Annotated in this window: 20 protein-coding genes; 7 read left to right on the forward strand and 13 right to left on the reverse strand. The window is 62.6% G+C overall.

Annotation, left to right across the window (positions count from 1 at the left end; genetic code table 11):
* Nucleotides 1-252: 252 nt before the first annotated feature.
* Complete coding sequence (locus ACGHIZ_RS02790) at nt 253-924, reverse strand: DUF3800 domain-containing protein (protein ID WP_071128201.1); 672 nt, start codon at nt 922-924, stop codon at nt 253-255.
* 184 nt (nt 925-1,108) lie between these two features.
* Nucleotides 1,109-1,378 (reverse strand): hypothetical protein, encoded by a 270-nt coding sequence (locus ACGHIZ_RS02795; protein WP_390448979.1) that lies wholly within the window; start codon nt 1,376-1,378, stop codon nt 1,109-1,111.
* Nucleotides 1,379-1,595: 217 nt separating this feature from the next.
* Between ACGHIZ_RS02795 and ACGHIZ_RS02800 the strand changes: the two genes are divergently transcribed.
* Nucleotides 1,596-2,231, forward strand: a complete 636-nt coding sequence (locus ACGHIZ_RS02800) for a GyrI-like domain-containing protein (protein ID WP_390448982.1) — start codon at nt 1,596-1,598, stop codon at nt 2,229-2,231.
* An 8-nt stretch (nt 2,232-2,239) separates the two neighbouring features.
* On the forward strand, nt 2,240-2,527 hold the full coding sequence (locus ACGHIZ_RS02805) for a hypothetical protein (RefSeq protein WP_390448985.1): 288 nt from the start codon (nt 2,240-2,242) through the stop codon (nt 2,525-2,527).
* Between the two features lie 79 nt (nt 2,528-2,606).
* Here the strand turns inward: ACGHIZ_RS02805 and ACGHIZ_RS02810 are convergent, their stop codons facing one another.
* Both ACGHIZ_RS02810 and ACGHIZ_RS02815 read right to left on the reverse strand, forming a co-directional pair.
* Entirely contained in the window at nt 2,607-4,004 is a 1,398-nt protein-coding gene (locus tag ACGHIZ_RS02810) for a sensor histidine kinase (protein ID WP_390448988.1), read from the reverse strand.
* Between the two features lie 26 nt (nt 4,005-4,030).
* Complete coding sequence (locus tag ACGHIZ_RS02815; protein ID WP_390398069.1) at nt 4,031-4,192, reverse strand: helix-turn-helix domain-containing protein; 162 nt, start codon at nt 4,190-4,192, stop codon at nt 4,031-4,033.
* A 104-nt stretch (nt 4,193-4,296) separates the two neighbouring features.
* Between ACGHIZ_RS02815 and ACGHIZ_RS02820 the strand changes: the two genes are divergently transcribed.
* A protein-coding gene (locus ACGHIZ_RS02820; protein ID WP_390446814.1) for an IS3 family transposase occupies nt 4,297-5,438 on the forward strand; the annotation gives its coding sequence in 2 pieces (ribosomal slippage) (nt 4,297-4,555 and nt 4,555-5,438; 1,143 coding nt in all).
* Here the strand turns inward: ACGHIZ_RS02820 and ACGHIZ_RS02825 are convergent.
* The 5 genes from ACGHIZ_RS02825 to ACGHIZ_RS02845 form a co-directional block, all read right to left on the reverse strand.
* Complete coding sequence (locus ACGHIZ_RS02825) at nt 5,398-5,913, reverse strand: response regulator transcription factor (protein WP_390448991.1); 516 nt, start codon at nt 5,911-5,913, stop codon at nt 5,398-5,400. The genes ACGHIZ_RS02820 and ACGHIZ_RS02825 overlap by 41 nt on opposite strands.
* 45 nt (nt 5,914-5,958) lie before the next feature.
* A complete protein-coding gene (locus ACGHIZ_RS02830) occupies nt 5,959-6,243 on the reverse strand; it encodes a hypothetical protein (protein ID WP_390448995.1) in 285 nt (94 codons plus the stop codon).
* A gap of 109 nt (nt 6,244-6,352) precedes the next feature.
* Nucleotides 6,353-7,168, reverse strand: a complete 816-nt coding sequence (locus ACGHIZ_RS02835) for a lantibiotic ABC transporter permease (RefSeq protein WP_390448998.1) — start codon at nt 7,166-7,168, stop codon at nt 6,353-6,355.
* On the reverse strand, nt 7,168-7,938 hold the full coding sequence (locus ACGHIZ_RS02840) for a hypothetical protein (protein WP_390449001.1): 771 nt from the start codon (nt 7,936-7,938) through the stop codon (nt 7,168-7,170). Before ACGHIZ_RS02840 ends, ACGHIZ_RS02835 begins: the two co-directional genes overlap by 1 nt.
* Nucleotides 7,935-8,663 carry a lantibiotic protection ABC transporter ATP-binding protein gene (locus tag ACGHIZ_RS02845; RefSeq protein ID WP_373094132.1) on the reverse strand — a complete coding sequence of 243 codons (729 nt, stop codon included), beginning with the start codon at nt 8,661-8,663 and terminating at the stop codon, nt 7,935-7,937. Before ACGHIZ_RS02845 ends, ACGHIZ_RS02840 begins: the two co-directional genes overlap by 4 nt.
* A gap of 456 nt (nt 8,664-9,119) precedes the next feature.
* Here ACGHIZ_RS02845 and ACGHIZ_RS02850 point away from each other — a divergent pair, with 456 nt between their 5' ends.
* Nucleotides 9,120-9,569, forward strand: coding sequence for a hypothetical protein (locus ACGHIZ_RS02850; protein WP_196026013.1), 450 nt, complete (start codon nt 9,120-9,122; stop codon nt 9,567-9,569).
* Nucleotides 9,570-9,777: 208 nt separating this feature from the next.
* On the opposite strand, the gene ACGHIZ_RS02855 is transcribed toward ACGHIZ_RS02850, so the two are convergent.
* The gene (locus tag ACGHIZ_RS02855; protein WP_390449005.1) at nt 9,778-10,197 is read right to left on the reverse strand and encodes a YjdF family protein; all 420 of its coding nucleotides are present in this window, start codon (nt 10,195-10,197) and stop codon (nt 9,778-9,780) included.
* A gap of 272 nt (nt 10,198-10,469) precedes the next feature.
* Here ACGHIZ_RS02855 and ACGHIZ_RS02860 point away from each other — a divergent pair, with 272 nt between their 5' ends.
* A complete protein-coding gene (locus ACGHIZ_RS02860) occupies nt 10,470-10,664 on the forward strand; it encodes a hypothetical protein (RefSeq protein WP_390449008.1) in 195 nt (64 codons plus the stop codon).
* A 146-nt stretch (nt 10,665-10,810) separates the two neighbouring features.
* Nucleotides 10,811-11,341, forward strand: a complete 531-nt coding sequence (locus ACGHIZ_RS02865) for a flavodoxin family protein (RefSeq protein WP_390449011.1) — start codon at nt 10,811-10,813, stop codon at nt 11,339-11,341.
* A 103-nt stretch (nt 11,342-11,444) separates the two neighbouring features.
* Here ACGHIZ_RS02865 and ACGHIZ_RS02870 read toward each other — a convergent pair whose 3' ends face one another.
* The 3 genes from ACGHIZ_RS02870 to ACGHIZ_RS02880 form a co-directional block, all read right to left on the reverse strand.
* Nucleotides 11,445-13,685, reverse strand: a complete 2,241-nt coding sequence (locus tag ACGHIZ_RS02870; RefSeq protein WP_390449014.1) for a DNA gyrase subunit A — start codon at nt 13,683-13,685, stop codon at nt 11,445-11,447.
* A 45-nt stretch (nt 13,686-13,730) separates the two neighbouring features.
* Nucleotides 13,731-15,728 carry a type IIA DNA topoisomerase subunit B gene (locus tag ACGHIZ_RS02875; RefSeq protein WP_390449017.1) on the reverse strand — a complete coding sequence of 666 codons (1,998 nt, stop codon included), beginning with the start codon at nt 15,726-15,728 and terminating at the stop codon, nt 13,731-13,733.
* A 157-nt stretch (nt 15,729-15,885) separates the two neighbouring features.
* Complete coding sequence (locus ACGHIZ_RS02880; protein WP_040358713.1) at nt 15,886-17,268, reverse strand: ATP-binding protein; 1,383 nt, start codon at nt 17,266-17,268, stop codon at nt 15,886-15,888.
* A gap of 415 nt (nt 17,269-17,683) precedes the next feature.
* On the opposite strand from ACGHIZ_RS02880, the gene ACGHIZ_RS02885 reads away from it, so the two are divergent.
* The gene (locus tag ACGHIZ_RS02885; protein ID WP_161170694.1) at nt 17,684-18,691 is read left to right on the forward strand and encodes a hypothetical protein; all 1,008 of its coding nucleotides are present in this window, start codon (nt 17,684-17,686) and stop codon (nt 18,689-18,691) included.
* Nucleotides 18,692-18,694: the final 3 nt, after the last annotated feature.

Raw genomic sequence — 18,694 nt, forward strand, 5'->3', positions numbered from 1 at the left:
AACGCGAGGTACGCAATCAACTCGACGATTTCCCCGAACCCTTTCTGAACCAATGGGGAGCGAATGCGGAAGCCATTAAGGCATGCAAGAAATAGGGGCAAAAAAATAGGGCAGAATCGCTCTCACGATCCCGCTCCGCAAACCCGAGGGTTTCTAACTGGAACCTATTATGCAGCTAAGTGGCGTCTTATCAACCCCCCGCGTAACAGACTCCATTGTCGGTAAACGCTCCGCCAAGGGCTGATCGCCTCCCTAGACGAGCTTCTTGCGCGTCTCCTTCAGTATGCCCTTCTTGAAATCGGACCACTTGCCGAAGAACTTCTCGTCCGTCGCGGTGGCGGTGTGCTCGGCGTATTTGATCGCGGTGAGTTCCATGGTGCAGATGTAGTCCGCCGCCTGCGAAAGCCGGTACTCGGAGGGCTGCGCCGATCGGTAGACGACGGCGTCCTTCGACAGCGCGTACTCGACCGCGCGATGGAGTGACTCGGCGATGGAGCGCTGGCCGTTGTCGTAATAGACCTTGACCATATCGTAGGATTGCAGCTCCGCGAGGTTGTCGAACAGGAAGTTCACGATATCCCTTCGCATCGCCCCCGCGAGCTTGTCGAGCGAGGCGAACTGCTTGGTCGCGTATGCGAAGGTGTGGTACTTTACGGGCATGTGGCGGAAGAAGACGCGGAACGAGCCGAGCATCATCTTGCGCGTCCTCAGGTCGAGCCCCGAGTACTGGTCCTTGCCGTTCATGAGCGGCGACGCATGGAAGGGTATGTCCGGGAGCCCCTTGGCGCGAAGGGCGCCCTCATATGCCGCGATCGAATTCGCGATGTTTTCGGATTGGTCGTGCATGACGACGGTGAGCAGGTAGTGGCGGTCGGAGAGGCCGTCGCTTCCCGACTCGTCGACGAAGATGCTGAGTTCTCGCATTGTTCTCCTGGATAAGAAAAAAGCCGGGGAAAACGTCCCCGGCACTTGGAAGCCTTCCTAACGGAAAACCAATTACCTTATATCATGTACTGTCCGGAAATTCAAGGGAGCTCGAAGCGTTTCCAGACGTCGGCGGAATCTCAAAGCCCGCTCGCCAACTCATGGGCAAGCCACCTGAGACTACTCACTTTACCTGCGGACGACGAAGAGCTGCGACCTGCGGTTTTTCAACCAGCATGAAAGCCGCCCGCGTTGATTCACTTGCGATTGCAGCTGGCGGCTTGCGGGCAAAAGGGCGATTGAGTTTCAAAACGGGCGTTTTCGGCAATATTGAGCTTGCAAAGGCGTCCCGCCGCGCCCTTTGGGACAAAAACAAAAACTCAAAGCCCTGAGTTTGAAAAAAGTTTTTAAAGTTGTCCCAGCTTTTGTCCCCAAAGCCGACGAAACGCGACATGGTGTCACCTGGCGGCACTCGGCTCGAGGCGGCACCGAAAACTGGGTGCAACTGGAGTGACGGAACGCTAGAATCGAAGCCATCGAGTGGGAATAGAACAGACGTTCGATTCTGTGTTATAATATCCTGCAATGGGCGCGGCCTCTTCCGAAGCCGCGCCCATTGCTATATTTGGTCGGATATCGACGGAAACCCAAGCTCAGGGAGGTTTGTTGCGATGGCATACGATTTCAAGAAGGAGTTCAGGGAGCTCTACAAGCCGTCCGGCAAGCCGAGCGTCGTAACCGTTCCGCCTATGAGCTACGTCGCCGTGCGGGGCAAGGGCAATCCCAATGCCGAAGGCGGCGAGTACCAGAACGCGTTGCCGCTGCTCTACGGCGTCGCTTATACCATCAAGATGTCGAAGAAGGGCCCGCGAGAGATCGAAGGCTATTTCGACTTCGTCGTGCCTCCGCTCGAGGGCTTCTGGTGGCAAGACCGCACCGATGGCGAGATTGATTATGCGCGGAAGGATGACTTCAACTTCATCTCGTGCATCCGTCTGCCCGATTTCGTCACTCGCGAGGACTTCGACTGGGCAGTTTCGGAAGCTGCCGCCAAGAAGAAGCTGGACTTCTCGGCGGTCGAGCTGCTGAGGGTCGACGAGGGCCTTTGCGTTCAGTGCATGCATACCGGGCCTTACGACGACGAGCCGGCGACCATAGACGCCATGCGCACATTCGCGGCGGAACGGGGCTACGCCCCCGACTTCTCCGAAGCTCGTCTGCATCACGAGATTTACCTCTCCGACCCGCGCAAGTGCGCGCCGGAGAAGCTCAAGACCGTGATCCGTCATCCCATAAAGTTGATTTAGCGAAACGAGTGACGCCGATTGCTTCGGCTTTTTGGGCGCTCGCCGTGGCGTGGGCGGCAACGGGGCGCGCGCTGCGACCGGTGGCGGAGGCCGAGGCGCGGGAGTGCGCGTTCATTTGCACCGCCTTGCACGACCTCGTCACCCTGCTCATGGCGGTGACTGCGAACTGCGACGTGCTTGAGGCGGAGGCATCCGATCAGGCCGGCCATGCGTCCTGGGTCGCCAACATCCGTGCGGCGGTGGACGAGATGGCGACTCGCATCGTCGACATGCTCATGCGCATGGGCGGCGACTAGCCAGGGCGATCCCTGCAACGGGTATTATTATCCGGGAAGCGTTTGATTGCGAGGCACGCCGGTGTGAGGGCCTGAGTCGTCAGGCCCCGCACAGGGGGACCGCGATGGTGGCCACCGCGCCGCCCGAGGGGCTGTTGGCGAGCGAGATGGAGCCCCCGTGGGCGCTCGCGGCCTCGGAGGCGGCGTGGAGGCCGAGCCCGTAGTGGCGGCCTCCGTCGCGCGAGGAGCGGGAGGAGTCGTCTGTGAAGAGGCGCTCGCAGCCGCGTTCGAGGGCGGCGGGAGAGAAGCCCGGTCCGTCGTCGGACACCTCGATGACGAGGAGTCCGCCCGCGACGTCGCAGGAGACCGCCACGCGCGAACGCGCGTGCTCGGCGGCGTTGGCCACGAGGTTCGCGGCGGCTCGCGCCAGGGCGGTTCGGTCGAGCGGGGCCTCGGGCGCGCCCACGACAGCGGGGCCCGTGGCCGCGTCGAGTGTCACGCCTCGCGCCCGGGCGATCTGGGCGGCCTCGGCGAGGACCTGCTCGCAGAGCTCGGCCGGCCGCATGGGGACCCTCTCCGCCCCGTCGGACCCGCGCGAGGCATCGATGAGCAGGCGCACGTAGCCGTCGAGCCTTTCGACACCGCCGGCTATGTCGCGCGCGGCGGCCGCGAGGTCGGCGTCTTTCTCGTCTTCCAGCTCCTCCGCCACGAAGTCGGCGTTGGCGCGCAGCACGGTGAGCGGCGTCTTGAGGTCGTGGGCGAGCGACGCCACCTGCTCGCGCTGCCCCCGCTCCGCGGCCCAGCGGGCCTCGAGCGACTCGGCGAGGGAGGCCCGCATGGCGTCCATCGCGGCGAGGACGTCGTTCACCTCGCGCACGTTGCTGCTGCCGACCGCGAAGTCGAGCTCCCCCGCGCCGACGCGCCCCGCCGCCTCCGCGAGCGGCGCCATCTTGCGTGAGATCACGCGGCTCGCGCGGCGCGCCACGAGCGCGAGCGCGAGCGCGCTTCCCGCCGCGGCGCCGACGAGCATGAGGTTCTGCGGGTTGGGAAGCAGGCCGGCGAGGTCGCGCGAGGCCCACTGCGGCAGGTACTCACTGACGAGTGCGCAGGCCCCGCCGCCCTTGAGCGGGAACGCGGCGTAGGTGAGGCCCGAGCCCCCGCCCTCGATCTCCACTGTGCCCGGATCCGCGGCGAGTGCCGCACGGGCCATTTCCGTCGCGCCCTCGAGCCGCGTGCCCTCGAGGTCTGTCATCAGCACGTGTCCGTCCTTGTTCAGGATGAGGTAGCGGTACGCCGTCGGCACGTCCTGCTGCCCGCAGACGCCGTCGCGTGCCAGGCCCTCCGCGACCTCGCGCGCATTGGCCGGCCCCCAGCTTGCCTCGTAGACGAAGCCCGCGTTGATCGCCGCGGAGAGCGCCATGAACGAGGCGAGCCACGCCGTAGCGACCGCCGCGAACGCGTAGGCGAAGTAGCGCGCGATGACGAAGGAGAGCGGCATGCCCCTGCGACCTCGCGCCCCGGTCCTCAGAGCTGCCACTTGTACCCCATCCCCCAGACGGTCGCGATCGGATCGGCGCCGGCCTCGGAGAGTTTCCTCCGGGCGCGGCTGACCTGCATGGATATGGCCGCGTCGTCGGCGTCGCTCTCCCAGCCGAGCACCGCCTCGCGTATCTGCGCGCGGCTCATGACCTGCCCGGGGTGGCGGGCGAGGTACTCGCAGATGGCGTACTGGATTGGCTACACTGGTGTGGACAGTTCCGGGAGGGGCGCAGGAGACGGGAGGGCCGTATATGAGGGACCCCAGGCACCCGAGGCATTTCACCGACGAGTTCAAGAGGCAGATAGTCGACCTCTACAACGCCGGCAAGCCCAAGCGCGAGATCATGGACGAGTACGACCTCGGCAAGAGCACCGTGGAGAGGTGGATCAAGTCGATAAACGCGACCGGCTCGCCGCGCGCCGCGGACAACCGCACGCCCGAGCAGAACCGGATCCTGGAGCTCGAGCGCGAGAACCGCAGGCTCCGGATGGAGGTCGACGTCTTAAAACAAGCGGCGCTGATATACGCTCGAAAGTGAGGGCCATAGCGGCCAACGAGGGCCGCTACCCCATATCAGCGCAGTGCAGGCTCCTCGGCGTCGCGAGGTCGACGTACTACTCCATGCGCTCGCGGCCCGGCCGGCCCGCCGCGCCGGACCCCGCCGCGCCGGCCGTGGTCGCGGCCCACGCCGCCAGCAAGGGCCGGTACGGCTCGCGCAAGATAAAGGCGTCGCTCGAGCGGTCGGGCGTCACCGTCAGCCGGCGCCGGGTCTGCCGCATCATGAGGGAGAACGGCCTGGTCAGCGCATACGGCAGGAAGAGGTTCAAGGTGCACCCCGGGGCGGTCAACGAGGCCGACGTGCCGAACGTCGTCGCGCGCGGCTTCTGCGGCAGGGCGCCGCGCACCCATATATGCAGCGACCTGACCTACGTGCGCGTGGGGGCGTCGTGGAACTACGTCTGCCTGCTCGTCGACCTCTACAACAGGGAGATCGTCGGCCACTCCGCCGGGCCCAGGAAGGACGCCCGGCTGGTCAAGTCGGCGTTCGCGACGCTCTCCTTCCCGATCTCGGACATCGAGGTGTTCCACACGGACCGCGGCAGCGAGTTCGACAACGCCGAGATCGACCTGATGCTCGAGGCCTTCGGCATAGAGAGGTCGCTGTCGGCCAAGGGCTGCCCCTACGACAACGCCGTCGACGAGTCGACCAACAGGATACTGAAGGCCGAGCTCGTCCACCGCGAGACGTTCGGCACGACGCGCGAGCTCCGGGCCAAGCTCTCGGACTACGTGCACTGGTACAACAACTTCAGGATCCACTCGACGCTGGGCTACATGTCGCCGGTCGAGTTCAGGGAGGCGGGGCTGTCCCTCCCGGAATCGTCCAAATAGGTGTTGCCAATCCATACTCGGTGGGCGTGAGCGGCACGGCCTCGCCACCCACGGCGAGGCCGTGCGCCCCGAGGTCGATCCGCACCTCCCCGAAGGAGAGGGCGTGCGAGTGCGGTCGGCGCTCACGGCGTAGATGGGCCGCGACCTTGGCGCGCAGCTCCGCGGCCCCGAAGGGCTTGCGGACGTAGTCGTCGGCGCCCAGGCCGTAGCCGGCCACGGCGTCCTCCTCGGCCACGCGCGCGGTCAGGAAGATGATGGGCCCGTCGAAGTCCGGGCGGATCTGCCGCACGAGCTCGAAGCCGTCGAGCCCCGGCATCATGACGTCGCAGAGCACGAGGTCGAAGCGCGAGAGGTCCGTCCCCGGGACCGCCGTCGGGTCCGCTGCCTTGACGACCTCATGGCCGTCGCAGCCGAGGACGCGCGCGAGCGCGTCGAGGATCGCCCGTTCATCATCCACTGCCAGTATCCTTGCCATGTTCGACCTCCTGAAACTCCCGTCGGCATTGTACTTGCGCCGCGCTCAGCGGTCCAGAGCCCCGCGCGCAGCCGCGGGTGCCTCGGCCGCGTTGCACGCGCGGTAGCGCACGCCCGAGCCGCCGTGCGCCTCGATCTCGAGCCAGCCCTCGCCGTCCGACTCCCGCCCGAAGAAGATGAGCTGGAGCTCTCGGACATCGCCCCTGTCGTCCGCCGCGTCCACCAGGTAGACGTAGTTCGCCCCCGCCCCGGTAGCGTCGGCGTAGGAGCTCGCGTGGCTGCCGGGCTCGGGCGCGGGCGCCCACATGGTGATCTCAGGGTTGGGCAGCACGCGGTCGGCGATCGAGCGCAGCGCCGACCCCCAGCCGGCGTCGAGCAGGGCATTCCCGCCCAGGACGAGCGCTGCGGAGAGGAGGGCGAGCACGGCGGCGAGCGGTTTCCTACGCATCTGCCCTCCCGTCCTCGAAGCGGCAGAACCAGGCGATAAGGACGGCGGCGGTTGCCAGGGTGAGCACGAGGCCAGCGAGCGCAGTCGTGAGGAGAGGGCCCGTCGCGCGTGCGGCGTCGATGAAGGCCTCAACCCCGAGCGACCCCAGGCGCGCGGGCCAGGCGAGCGGCACCCAGCTCAGGGGCGTCGCCAGGGCACCGGTGAGCTCGCCGGTCATGAGGCCGTGCGCAAGTCCGCCCACTGAGAAGAACGCGAGGAGCATCCCCGTCGCGCCGGCGCCGATGACGGCGTTGCGGCCGAGGCGCAGGGCCACGCCGAGCCCCAGCGCGTAGAGGGGCAGGCTGCCCAGTACGATGCCCGCCCAGGCGGCCGCAAGCGGAGCGGGCCCGAGCGGCAGGCGCCCGGCAACGGCGAGCACGGCCCCGAACACGCCGAGCGCCACGGCCAGCGCGCCCGCGCCGAGCGCCGCAAGGGCGAGCAGCTTCGCCGCGACGGCGCGCCCGCGCGAGGGGACCGCTGTGAGGTTGGCGAGGCGCCCGGCAGCGCGCTCCTCGTCCACGGCGAGCCCGCAGACGATGGCGGACATGAGCGGCATGAGGGCGCCGAGGAACTGGGCGTAGGCGTCCGCGCCCAGCGCCGGGTCCCATCGGGTTATGGAGAAGTACTCGCCGCAGGCAAGACCGGCTGCCAGGCCGCAGACGAGGTGCACCGCCGTGAGCGGGGAGCGCGCCAGGCGCAGGGCCTCGGAGAGCAGGGCCCGCGGGAGAGTCATGCGCGGCGTCGGGTCGGAGAGTCGTGTCATGGCCATCACCTCTCCTCGGAGCGCGCGAACCAGGCCGCGCCCGCCGCCGTGAGCGCGGCGAACGCGAGCGCGCAGACCGCAAGGCCCGCCAGTGTGAGCATGCCGTCCGCCGCGAGCGCCCCGCCGAGCGCCATGTCCGCCGCGAGTGGCTCACCGCTCGGCAGCACGGGGATGAAGCTCGTGGGGATGACCATGCTCGCCGACGGCGGAAAGAGCTGCGGCAGCGGCATCAGCGACCAGGCGAACCCACCCACGAGCTGCGTGGCGAGCGGGCAGAAGATGCCCGCGAGCATGCCGAGCCGCGCCGTGAGGAAGAGCCCTGCGGGGATCATCCACGCCGCGGTCACCGTGTTGGCGAGCGCGCAGAGGAGCATCGTGAACGTGCCCGCGGCCGTGAGGCCCTGCGAGGAGAACGCCGAGCCCGCGAGGTAGATGCCGAAGACCACGAGGTTTGAGAGCGTGCAGAGCGCGAGGCACCAGAGCGCCTTGGCCCACCAGGCGCGCCCGAGCGGGAAGCCCAGGCCCAGAAGCCCCCGCATCCGCGTGCGCGCGTCCGCCCGCGCGACGCACGCCACCACGAGCGAGAGAGACACGGGCAGGAAGAGCGCGTACCAGTAGTTCCACGCGCTGAAGATCTGCACGCCTCGGTAGGGCATCGCGCCGAGCAGCGGCATCGGCAGCGCCATGAGCACGGCCAGGCGAACCGGTGCCGCGTGGCGCGACTTCAGGGCCTCGGCGCGCAGGCCCGCGAGCAGGCCGCCTTTCTCGCCCGTCATGCCGCCACCTCCCCGCGCGCTCGACGCCCCTCCCGGCAGACGCTCATGAAGAGTTCCTCGAGGTCCTGCCCGGGCCGAAGCGCATCCTCGTAGGCGAGGCGCCCTCCGCAGATGATGCCGATGGTGTCCGCCATCTGCTGCACCTCGGAGAGGATGTGGCTCGAGACGATCACCGTCGTGCCCGCCGCCGCGAAGCCGCGGATCTGGTCGCGCAGCTCCTCGATGCCGATGGGGTCGAGGCCGTTGGTGGGCTCGTCGAGCACGAGCAGGCGTGGCCGGGCGATCAGCGCCAGCGCGAGCCCCAGGCGCTGCCGCATGCCCATCGAGAAGCGCCCGGCGCGCTTCTTCCCGGTGTCCGCGAGGTCCACGGCGGCGAGCACCTCATCTATGCGGCTCTCGGGAAGGCCCAGCAGCGTGGTGCGCACGCGCAGGTTCTCGCGCGCGGTGAGGTTGGGGTAGAGCGGCGCCTCCTCGATGAGGCTGCCGATTGCGTAGAGGTCCTCGCGGCGCCAGGCGTGCCCGGCAAAGAGGATCTCCCCGGCCGTCGGCCGCAGCATCCCGCAGATCATCTTGAGCGTTGTCGACTTGCCGGCGCCGTTGGGGCCGAGCAGCCCGTACACCTCGCCCTCGCGGATATGAAGGCTCACGTCGGCCACGGCGTCCTGCGCCTGGTCGCCGCGGCCGAAGCGCTTGGTGAGCCCGCGCGTCTCGAGCATGTAATCCATGGGCTTATCCTTTCTCTTCCGGGCGCGCGGGCCGAGCCACCGTGCCCGCGCGCCTTACCTTTCGGGTTCACCATCCATGGTGGGGCGCGTTTCTAACGAAGCCGTAACGGCCGTTGGGCTCTTTTGGCGCCAGCCCTTCTCGACCCGTACGCCACTCATGGTATGTTTATCGCGATAACAAGGACGGAGGTGCCCGTGGCACGCAATAAGTACCCGGAGGAGACGGTCGAGAAGATCAGGGGTGACGGCCCAGCGAGTGTTATTTTGCGAGCTAGGTGCATCGAAAGCGACCTTTCGTGGTATAAACTACTTGCCGGAAGCCGCGGCTTTCAGAGTACGGCTTACGTGTACGTTTAACCTCCGTGGGCGACGGGGTGCCGCAAGGCGTAGAATATCGCCCACCTGTAGGGGCCTGCAGCGATGCGGGCCCCGCTTCGTATGAAGGGGGCGCAACCGATGAAGATCGTATCCATCTCCCAGGACTTCTTCGACCTCGTCGATGGCGACCGTGAGCTCATGCTTAAGCACAATCGCCCCTGCATCGTGGTGGTGAGGCTGCGTTTCCGCGGAAAGCGCAGGGACTTCGCCGTGCCGCTGCGTTCCAACATCGCCCCTAACGTGCCCAAAGACCAGTACTTTGCGTTGCCACCCCGCCCCACGACGCGCCCCGGCTGCCGCCACGGCATCCACTACATCAAGATGTTCCCCATAACCAAGGCCTACCAGCGCCGCTTCAGGACCGAGGGCTCGGCCTACTACGAGACGCTCCAGCGCATCATCGATGGCAACACCAAACGCATTGTCTCCGAGTGCCAGGCGTACCTTGACCTCTATGAGCGCGAGGGAAGGCCCCGCTTTGCCGTCGACATCGATCGCATCGTGGGCCTGCTGGAAGGCGAGAAGTAGGGCACCTCGGCTCAGTCTCGAGCCATGCGGAGTCGCTCCGCATTTTCGAACGCCGCGTGTGCGTCCCAAATACTTGAGAAACAAGCTGTGAAGTGCGGTGGCGCGCCCGTGCCCGTGCATAGCCGTCACCATCAGCGTCTACGCGGCGTCGGCTTCAAGTGGAACTGGCGCCGCTGCTGTATATGGTTTGCCTTGCTGCAAATGGCAATCAATGCCCACGATGCTTCTGTTTGCGCTTCAGCTTTCGCTGCTCGAAGCGCGCATCAGCCTCTTCCGCGCGGCGTCGGCTTCTTGCATGAGCTGACTCCTGTTTCATCGCTTCTCTCTGTGCTGCGAGCGCCTGCTGCGCCTTGGTGCTCATCGCGGGCCGCTTAAGGGCTTTCGCCGCCTCACGGGCGCGCCGCTTGGGGTTCTTCGCGGGTTTGCTCGTCTCGACCGGGTCGTCACCGAAGAACGAGAGTTTCTCCCATTTGCCGACAACGAACTGCAGGATCTCCTCATCGGACGGCTCCGCGCCGAAGACGATGCGGGCGACGCCGTACCTTCCGTCCTCGACATGCTCCGCCATCCCGACCCAGAATTGACCGTCGTGATATACGGTCAGGGTGGACGACACGCTGATCTGCATGGTTGGTTCCTCCTTTATGTAGATGACCATGCAGAGAAGGGACAACCAAGGAGGCAGGTTACTGATGCGGACTAGCGCACGCCCACGACTACCCGACGGGGACTGTGTTTTCATCTCTGGTGCCCGCATTGTAGCACGCGCGGACGCGCCCTTCATCGCTGCCGACATGACGTGGCTGGGATTCGTTCCTCGACACATCCTTTTGTATATTGCCTTCCCGGTTTCGAAACTTTAAATCAATTCGAGTTTCGAAACCGGGAAGGAGAGCGTATGTGAGAGGCGATATGAGCATCAACTTGATGCTTGAGGGGGAGCTCGCGTCGCTTCTGCCCATCGGGGACGTGTTCCCGAAGGTCCTCATCTCCCGCATAGGGCATGAGCCCTGTACCCGGGAAGGCGTACTCGTGCTGGACCTCGCGCGGTGCTGCTCGGTGAGCAGGGATTCTGAACACTGCGTAGGGATATAGCGCGACAGGGGGGTGCAGCACCGTTTGCGCCTTGTCTAGAGAGCACGAACGAGAGATGTGGTCTGCGGACGACTGAATAGCTTCATCTGTTTTGGTTACAACGAAATGTGTGCCGCGCGCCTGCGGCATGAAGGAGGGAGATTTCTATGAATATCGTTGTATTGAGTGGTAGCCCGCGCAAGGGTGCCAATACCGACACCATGGTCGAGGCCTTTGCCGAGACCGCGCGCGAGGCCGGCCATACGGTCGAGGTCATCCGCGTTGCCGGCAAAAAGATCGCTGGTTGTCTGGGATGCCAGTACTGCTTTACCCATGAGGGCACCTGTGTGCAGAAGGATGACATGGCCGACGTGATCGAGCCGCTGAAAGACGCAGACATGGTCGTCTTTGCCTCGCCTATCTACTGGTTCGATATCACCGCGCAGGAGAAGGCCGCCATCGACCGCCTGTACGCCTTCGGTGCTACGGGCTTCCCGTTCACCAAGACGGCCCTTTTGCTCGATAGCCATAGCGAGGGCGTCTATGATGCGGCGATCGCTATGTACAAGTCGACCTGCGCGTACTGCAAGTGGGAGGACCAGGGCATTGTCACCATCAGCGGTATGACCGAGCGCGACAGCATGGCATCGTCGCCCAAACTGGAAGAGGTGCGAGAGCTCGCTCGCAAGGTCGCCTAGCGCGCATCTCCAATAACGAGCAAGGCCCGAAAGGTTCATTTGAACCATTCGGGCCTTGCTGCGTTTCAAGGGGGCTGGGCTGTCGGAACCGGCCAGACGGCTGTTAGTCAAACAGACTCGGCATGTCGTTTTCTTTCATGAGGGCACCGGCGGAGGGCAGACTCTGCGCGGTGAACTTCTCGGCCGAGACGCCGGCGCCAAGGATCTCCTCGGTCGTGCCGACGGTGGTGACCGAGCGGCCCTTCTTGGCCGTAAAGGCTTGGACGCCCTGCGTGTTGGTGGTCGTCTTGGTCTTGAGCAGCGACGTGTTGAAGTTCATCAAACGATAGTCGCTCGAGACCAGCGCGATGTCGCGATCTGTGTTGAGCACCTGGGCATACAGCAGCTTGCTGCCGCCGTAGATGGCGTTCTTGAGGCGCTTGCGGTTGGTCTTGGTGACGTATCCGGAAAGTGCGACGCGCACCACGCGGCCGTTCTCAAAGACAAACAGCACGTCGGCCTTGTAATCCTCGGGGTCGATGACCCAGATGACGCTCTCGTCGGGTTCCATCTCAAGATCGGTCGGCAGGTACGAGCCCAGCTGGGCCGACTTGGTGTCCTCAAACGCTGCAACCTTGCACTTGTACACCTGGCTCTTGTTGGTAAAGACCAGCAGCTCGTGGGTGTTGGAGGACGGGAACTCGATAAAGGGTTTGTCGCCGTCCTTGTACTTGAGTGTGGTCGCCTTCTTGAGCACGCGGTCCGTCATCTTCTTAAGGTAGCCATCGCGCGAGAGCATGATGGTGACCGGGTACTCCTCGACCTCGGGCTCCAAGCTTACTTCGATAACCTCATGGGGCTCGATCCTGCCCGTGCGGCGCGGCATCACATACTTCTTGTTGACCGCGGCCAGCTCGTCGCTGATGACCTTCTTGATGTTCTCCTCGCTGGAGAGGATCTCCTCAAGCTCGGCAATCTCGCCCTCAAGCTTAGCGATGTCCTTGGTGCGGTTGAGGATGTACTCCTCGTTGATGTTGCGGAGCTTGAGCTCGGCAACAAATTCGGCCTGGGTCTCGTCGATGTCGAAGCCGCGCATAAGGTTGGGCACGACCTCGGCCTCGAGCTTGGTGCCACGGATGATGGCGATCGCCTTGTCGATGTCGAGCAAGATCGCCTCGAGGCCGTGCAGCAGGTGCAGGCGCTCGGACTTTTTGCCCAGGTCAAAGTTAATGCGGCGACGCGTGGACTCAATACGCCACTTGACCCACTCGTGCAGGATCTGGCGCACGCCCATGACACGGGGATAGCCGTCGACGAGCACGTTGAAGTTGCACGAGAACGAATCCTGCAGCGTGGTCGAGCGATAGAGCTTGGCCATAAGCTTGTCGGGGTCGACGCCGCGCTTAAGGTCGATGGCGATGCGCAAACCCGAGAGGTCGGTTTCGTCGCGGATGTCGGCAATCTCCTTGACCTTGCCCTCTTTGGAAAGCTTGACGATGCGCTCGATGATGACATCGGTCTTGGTGGTGTAGGGGATCTCGTAGACCTCGATGATGCGCTCTTCGGGAATCCAGCGCCAGCGGGAGCGGATCTGGAAGCTGCCAAGGCCGGTCTCGACGATCTTCTCCATCTCCTCGCGGCGGTAGATAATTTCGCCGCCGGTCGAGAAGTCAGGCATGGGCATGTACTCGAGCAGGTCGCAGTCGGGATCCTGCAGGTAGTGCATCGTGGCGGTGCAGACCTCGTTGAGGTTGAAGCCGCAGATGTCGGACGCCATGGCGACGCCGATGCCCTTATTGGCCGAGACAAGGATGTTGGGGAACGTGGTGGGCAGCAAGCGCGGCTCCTTCATAGCGCCGTCGTAGCTGTCGACGAAGTCGACCGGGTCCTTGTCGATATCTTTGAAGATCTCGGCGCTGATGGGGGAGAGCTTGGCCTCGGTATAACGCGAGGCGGCGTAGCTCAGATCGCCCGAATAATACTTGCCAAAGTTGCCCTTCGACTCAACGAACGGCGCGAGCAACGCCTCGTTGCCGGTTGCCAGACGCACCATCGTCTCGTAGATCGCGGCATCGCCGTGCGGGTTGAGCTTCATGGTCTGGCCCACAATGTTGGCGCTCTTCTGGCGCTCGCCCTTGAGCAGACCCATCTTGTACATGGTGTAGAGCAGCTTGCGGTGCGAGGGCTTAAAGCCGTCGATCTCGGGGAACGCACGCGAGACGTTGACGCTCATGGCGTAGGGCATGTAGTTGACCTCGAGCGTCTGCGTGATCGGCTGGTCGGTGACCTCGGAGTGCAGGCCGATGACGTTCTCGGCGTTGACCTGCTTTTTCTTTGGCTGGTTCTTCGTCTTCTTCTTTGCCACGATTTCCTCTTGAACTTCTTATGGGCCGTCGTTATCGATTTGCTGCTACTGCAGGTCCAGCTGGTCCAGGTATTCCTTGCCGTGCTCGGAGATATGGCGCTTGCGGCCTGCCTCGTCGTTGCCAAGCAAAAGGTTGAACATGGTTTCCATCTTGGTGACGTCCTCGGGCTCCACCTTGATCAGGCGGCGCGTCTCGGGGTTCATGGTGGTGAGCCACATCATGTCCGGATCGTTCTCACCAAGACCCTTGGAGCGGTTGATGGAACACTTCTGGTCGCCGATCTCTTTGAGGATGCCGTTCTTCTCGAGCTCGGTGTAGGCAAAGTAGGTCTTCTCTTTGCAGTTGATCTCGTAGAGCGGCGACTCGGCGATATACACGTAACCCTCGTCGATAAGTGTGGGCACCAGGCGGTAGAGCATGGTGAGCACGAGCGTGCGGATGTGATAACCGTCGACGTCGGCGTCCGTACAGATGATGACCTTGTTCCAGTTGAGGTTGTCCAGGTCAAAGGCGCCCAGGTTCTTGATGCGCTTGTCCTTGATCTCCACACCGCAGCCCAGCACGCGCATAAGGTCCATGATGATGTCGGACTTAAAGATGCGCGGATAGTCCTCCTTCAGGCAGTTGAGAATCTTGCCGCGGACGGGCATAACGCCCTGGAACTCGGCATCGCGCGAGGTGCGAATGGCGCCCGCTGCCGAGTCGCCCTCTACGATGTAGATCTCGCGACGGCTCTTGTCCTTGGAGCGGCAGTCGATGAATTTCTGCACGCGGTTGGCCATGTCGGTCTTCTGCTGCAGGTTGGTCTTGATGCTCTGACGCGTCTTCTCGGCATTCTCACGCGAGCGCTTGTTGATGAGCACCTGCTCCATGATCTTGTTGGCGGCATCTTTGTTCTCAATCAAGTAGGTCGAGAGGCGCTCCTTAAAGAATGCCGTCATGGCCTGCTGGATAAAGCGGTTATTGATGGCCTTCTTGGTCTGGTTTTCGTAAGACGTCTGGGTGGAGAAGCAGTTGGTCACCAGCACCAGGCAGTCCTGGACGTCCTGCCACTTAATGCCGCTCTCGTTTTTGTTGTACTTGCCTTGTTGCTTAATGTAAGCATCGATGGCGCTAGTGAGGGCGCTGCGGGCAGCCTTCTCGGGCGAGCCGCCGTTCTCGAGCCAGGAGGAGTTGTGGTAGTACTCCTGCATCGTGAAGGTGCGCGAGAAGCACATGCACGCGGTGATCTTTACATTGTAGTCGGGCAGGTCCTCACGATCGCGACCACGGCGGTCGGCCTCGATAAAGAAAGGCTCGGTAAGGTAGTCGGCACCGACCTTCTCGAGCACGTAGTCCTCGATACCCTTGGGATAGCAAAAATCCTCTTCGGTAAACTCGCCGTCGTCGCCCTCGATGCGCAGGCGGAAGGTCACGTTGGCGTTGACCACGGCCTGGCGGCGCATGGTCTCGCGATACCAATCGTGGGGGATGCTGATGGAGGTAAAGACCTCAAGATCGGGGCGCCATTTGATGGTGGTGCCGGTACGGTCCTCGTCGCTGGGCTCAATCTCGAGTGCCTTCTTTTTGGCGCCAACGACCTTGCCCTTTTTAAAGTGCAGGGAGTACTTGTTGCCGTCGCGCCAAACCGTGACGTCCATGTATTCGGAGGCGTACTGGGTCGCGCACGAGCCCAGGCCGTTGGTACCGAGCGAGAAGTCGTAGTCGCCGCCCTGGTTGTTGTTGTATTTGCCACCTGCGTAGAGCTCGCAAAAGACGAGCTCCCAGTTAAAGCGCTTCTCGGAGGGGTTCCAGTCGAGCGGGCAGCCGCGGCCGTTGTCCTCTACCTGAATGGAACCATCGCGAAAGGCGGTAAGGGTGATGAGCTTGCCGTAGCCCTGGCGCGCCTCGTCAACGGCGTTGGACAGGATCTCGAAGGCGGCATGCGCGCAGCCGTCGAGTCCGTCCGAGCCAAAGATGACGGCGGGGCGCAGGCGTACGCGCTCCTCGTCCTTGAGCTGGCGGATACTGTCGTTACCATAGTTTGCGGTGTTTTTTGCCATACTCGCTCTCTCGGTGCTCCTTTGCTGCGTTTAAGTCATATAGATAGTCAAGGTAGCATAGCCCAGCCCACAGACGATTCCAACCAACACGAAATCCATCGAACAACCGTTCGATTAGATAATGAATGCTTGGAATGCGGGAGGGACCTGTCCTGTCCTATCCAAACATCTGCGGCAGGTCGATGAAGACGGTTCGATCGCTTTCGCCAGCTTCGAAGCCCGAACGGGAGAAGAATCCATAGCGATGGCACTTGAGTCCCGTTGCCTCGACTTGGGCGATTTCCTCGTCGACCATTTTTTGCGTGATGGGGGATTTGCGGAACTTTGCTTCGTAGAATGCGTAGCCCTCGGGGTCTTGCGTTACCACATCGAATTCGCCGCTCGTTTTGTTTGCGGGGTCGTCGTACCAGTACTTGCCTATGGCGTCGAAAGCCGGTTCGATCTTGCCGGTCCTGTTCTGCCGCACGAGGTATTGACGGCAGATCTCCTCGAACATATGAGGAACGTAGTTTTCCTCGAAGTCTTGGAAGACGTGACGATCATAGAAGACTTCCGGGTCGAGCAGCTGACGCGCTGAGGCATTGCGGAAAACATAGCGATAGTAAAAGAGCGAAAGCGGATCCACTACAAAGTAGCCAGACTTGCGCTTGTTCGTAGGGTCGTTGATGGGTGCACGCTTTTGGACGATTTCGAGTGACATGAGCTTGTCGAGCACGTCTGCCATGGCCGGACCGCTCGAGACGTGCGACTGTGCCAGCACGTCCCCCCAACGGGAGTAGCCTTGTGCGAGAGCCCCGAAAACTTCGTTGGCGTTGGTCATCTTCGAGATCTCGGCGTTGAGATAGGACGGCACCTCGCTTTCTAAGCGGGCGCCAGGTTCCGTGACGAGCTCGATGATGTTGTCGCGTACGCTTTGGGATTGATCGATGAGGCGATTGTAAAAGGGGATACCGCCAAAAACGCTATAGAGCCGCACCTTGTCCTCGGGCGAGAACGCGGGATAGAACTTCGCAGCGTCAAAGTAATCCATGGGCTTAAGCTCAAGCGCGAGATCAATTCGCCCGTAGAGGGGGCTTTCATGCTCGATGAGGGATTTCATAATCTCAACGTAGGAGCCGCACAGGACAATGTTTAAACGTGAGTCTTCCCTGTGGGCGTCGATTGAGGTCTGAAGAATGCTGTCTAAGCCTTTAACCGCATCTCTCAAGTAGGGGTATTCGTCGAGAACGAGGGTAATGTTCTTGTCTTTAGCTTGGGCAAACAGAAATTCGATGAGCTCGCGGATGCCTGTGAAGGCGAGCGGAGGAAAGCTCAGCGCTTCAGCAACAAGGACGGACAGACTCTCGAGGTTGTCTGCCTCGGAGGTTTGGCGGCACTCGTAATAGACCGTTGCGACGTCCGACAAATCGGTTAGCGCCTGCTTGATGAGCTCACTTTTTCCGACGCGACGCCTGCCGTAAATGAGAACATTGCGCTGCTCGGGTGCTTTGAGCGTTTTCTTAATACGGGCGAGCTCACGCTCCCTGCCAATAAATTCCACTTACTCGGTTCCTTCCGACTCGGTTTTGTCCGAGTTAATTGTATCGCATGGATCAGTTTATGCTCGAGTTTACTCGGACAAAACCGAGTCGGTTCTGCCCGAGTAAATTTGAAGGCGGCCGAATGCGTCTTGCTGCGTTTGCGGTTGGATACGTTGTCGAAAACGTGTCGTGCGGATTGTTGCATCGAATCGAACATTGGGACAGACGTCTCGTTTTATGGGCCGGGGGCGTGCATGTGCGAGTTCTTTTGGCCCATAAGGAACGCTGGTGGGTCGTTATTTGGGCCACGGGTCACTTCGCCGGCGCCGTGTTTCGTCATACGCTCATAGTGGAAGCCGATGCCACGGGGTCGACTTGGGACTCGGGCAATGGATGAGCTGCAAGCCGAAAGGAGCGGTGAGAATGATGAGGCCCATGACAAAGAAACTGCTGTTAGGAATTCCCACCGTGACGCTTTCGGCCGTGCTGGCGTGTACAGTGGCCGGCTGTGGCGGTAGTGCTCCGAGCGGCTCGCCTGGCGGTTCGGGCGGCAGCGCGCCTGTGCAGGAAAAGCCCAGGGCCTATGATTCGCAGACGGTCGAGGTGGCAGGCATTACCTATGAGTCGGTGGCTCACGGTACGTTCTATCGCGGCGATGCCAAGCTGCAGGACGGCTTTTACCTGCACATCAAGATCACCAACAACAACACAAAGAACAGGACGTTCAGTTCCTTTAACGTGCATGCTGCCCAGGGCGATCTTGAGGCAGGCGACCCGTTGTTTACTTCCGGCAAGGCGGCCGTGCTCGACTACGTTGCAAGCGAGGCTCCCGATGAGCTGCACGAGGGCATCGACCTTTCCGAGAGGCCAGATATCGGCCCGGGCGAGACCGTTGAGTACGTGTATTTCTGGGCGCCCAAGACGGCGTACTACGGGCCCATCACTGTCGAGTTCGTAGACGCTTATGCCCCCGCCAAGAATCATGAGGCCATGCACTTTGACACCACGGGATGCGAGACCAAGGAGTTCAAGGCGGCCGGCGGCGTGGCCGATTCTGGCGAGAAGGCAGATTTAACGGGCATCGACTGCGCATCGTACAGCATCGAGGCCGCCGATGGGTACACGCTGGATTCGTCCGACGAAGAGCGCGAAAAGGCAAACTTCTTCCACGACGAGACTGGAGGACGCCTGAACATCAGCATCTTCCCGCGCTCGCCGGAGGAAGAGGTTGCAAGCCTAGAGCAGGTCTACGAAGGCAAGGAGACAACAACCGACCAGGTCGAGTACAACGGCATAACGTGGCTGCGCTTTACCGGTCCCGACAACGGCCATACGCTGTTTGCGACGGCTCCCGCGACGGGCGAGACCGTCCGCGTGTCGATTGGCTGGAAGATCGATTGGGACGCCGCCGCGCCCATGATGGAGGCATTGAAGCTCAAGTAGCGG

The sequence above is a fragment of the Collinsella sp. i05-0019-G5 genome (genome assembly GCF_042851345.1).
Classification (GTDB): domain Bacteria; phylum Actinomycetota; class Coriobacteriia; order Coriobacteriales; family Coriobacteriaceae; genus Collinsella.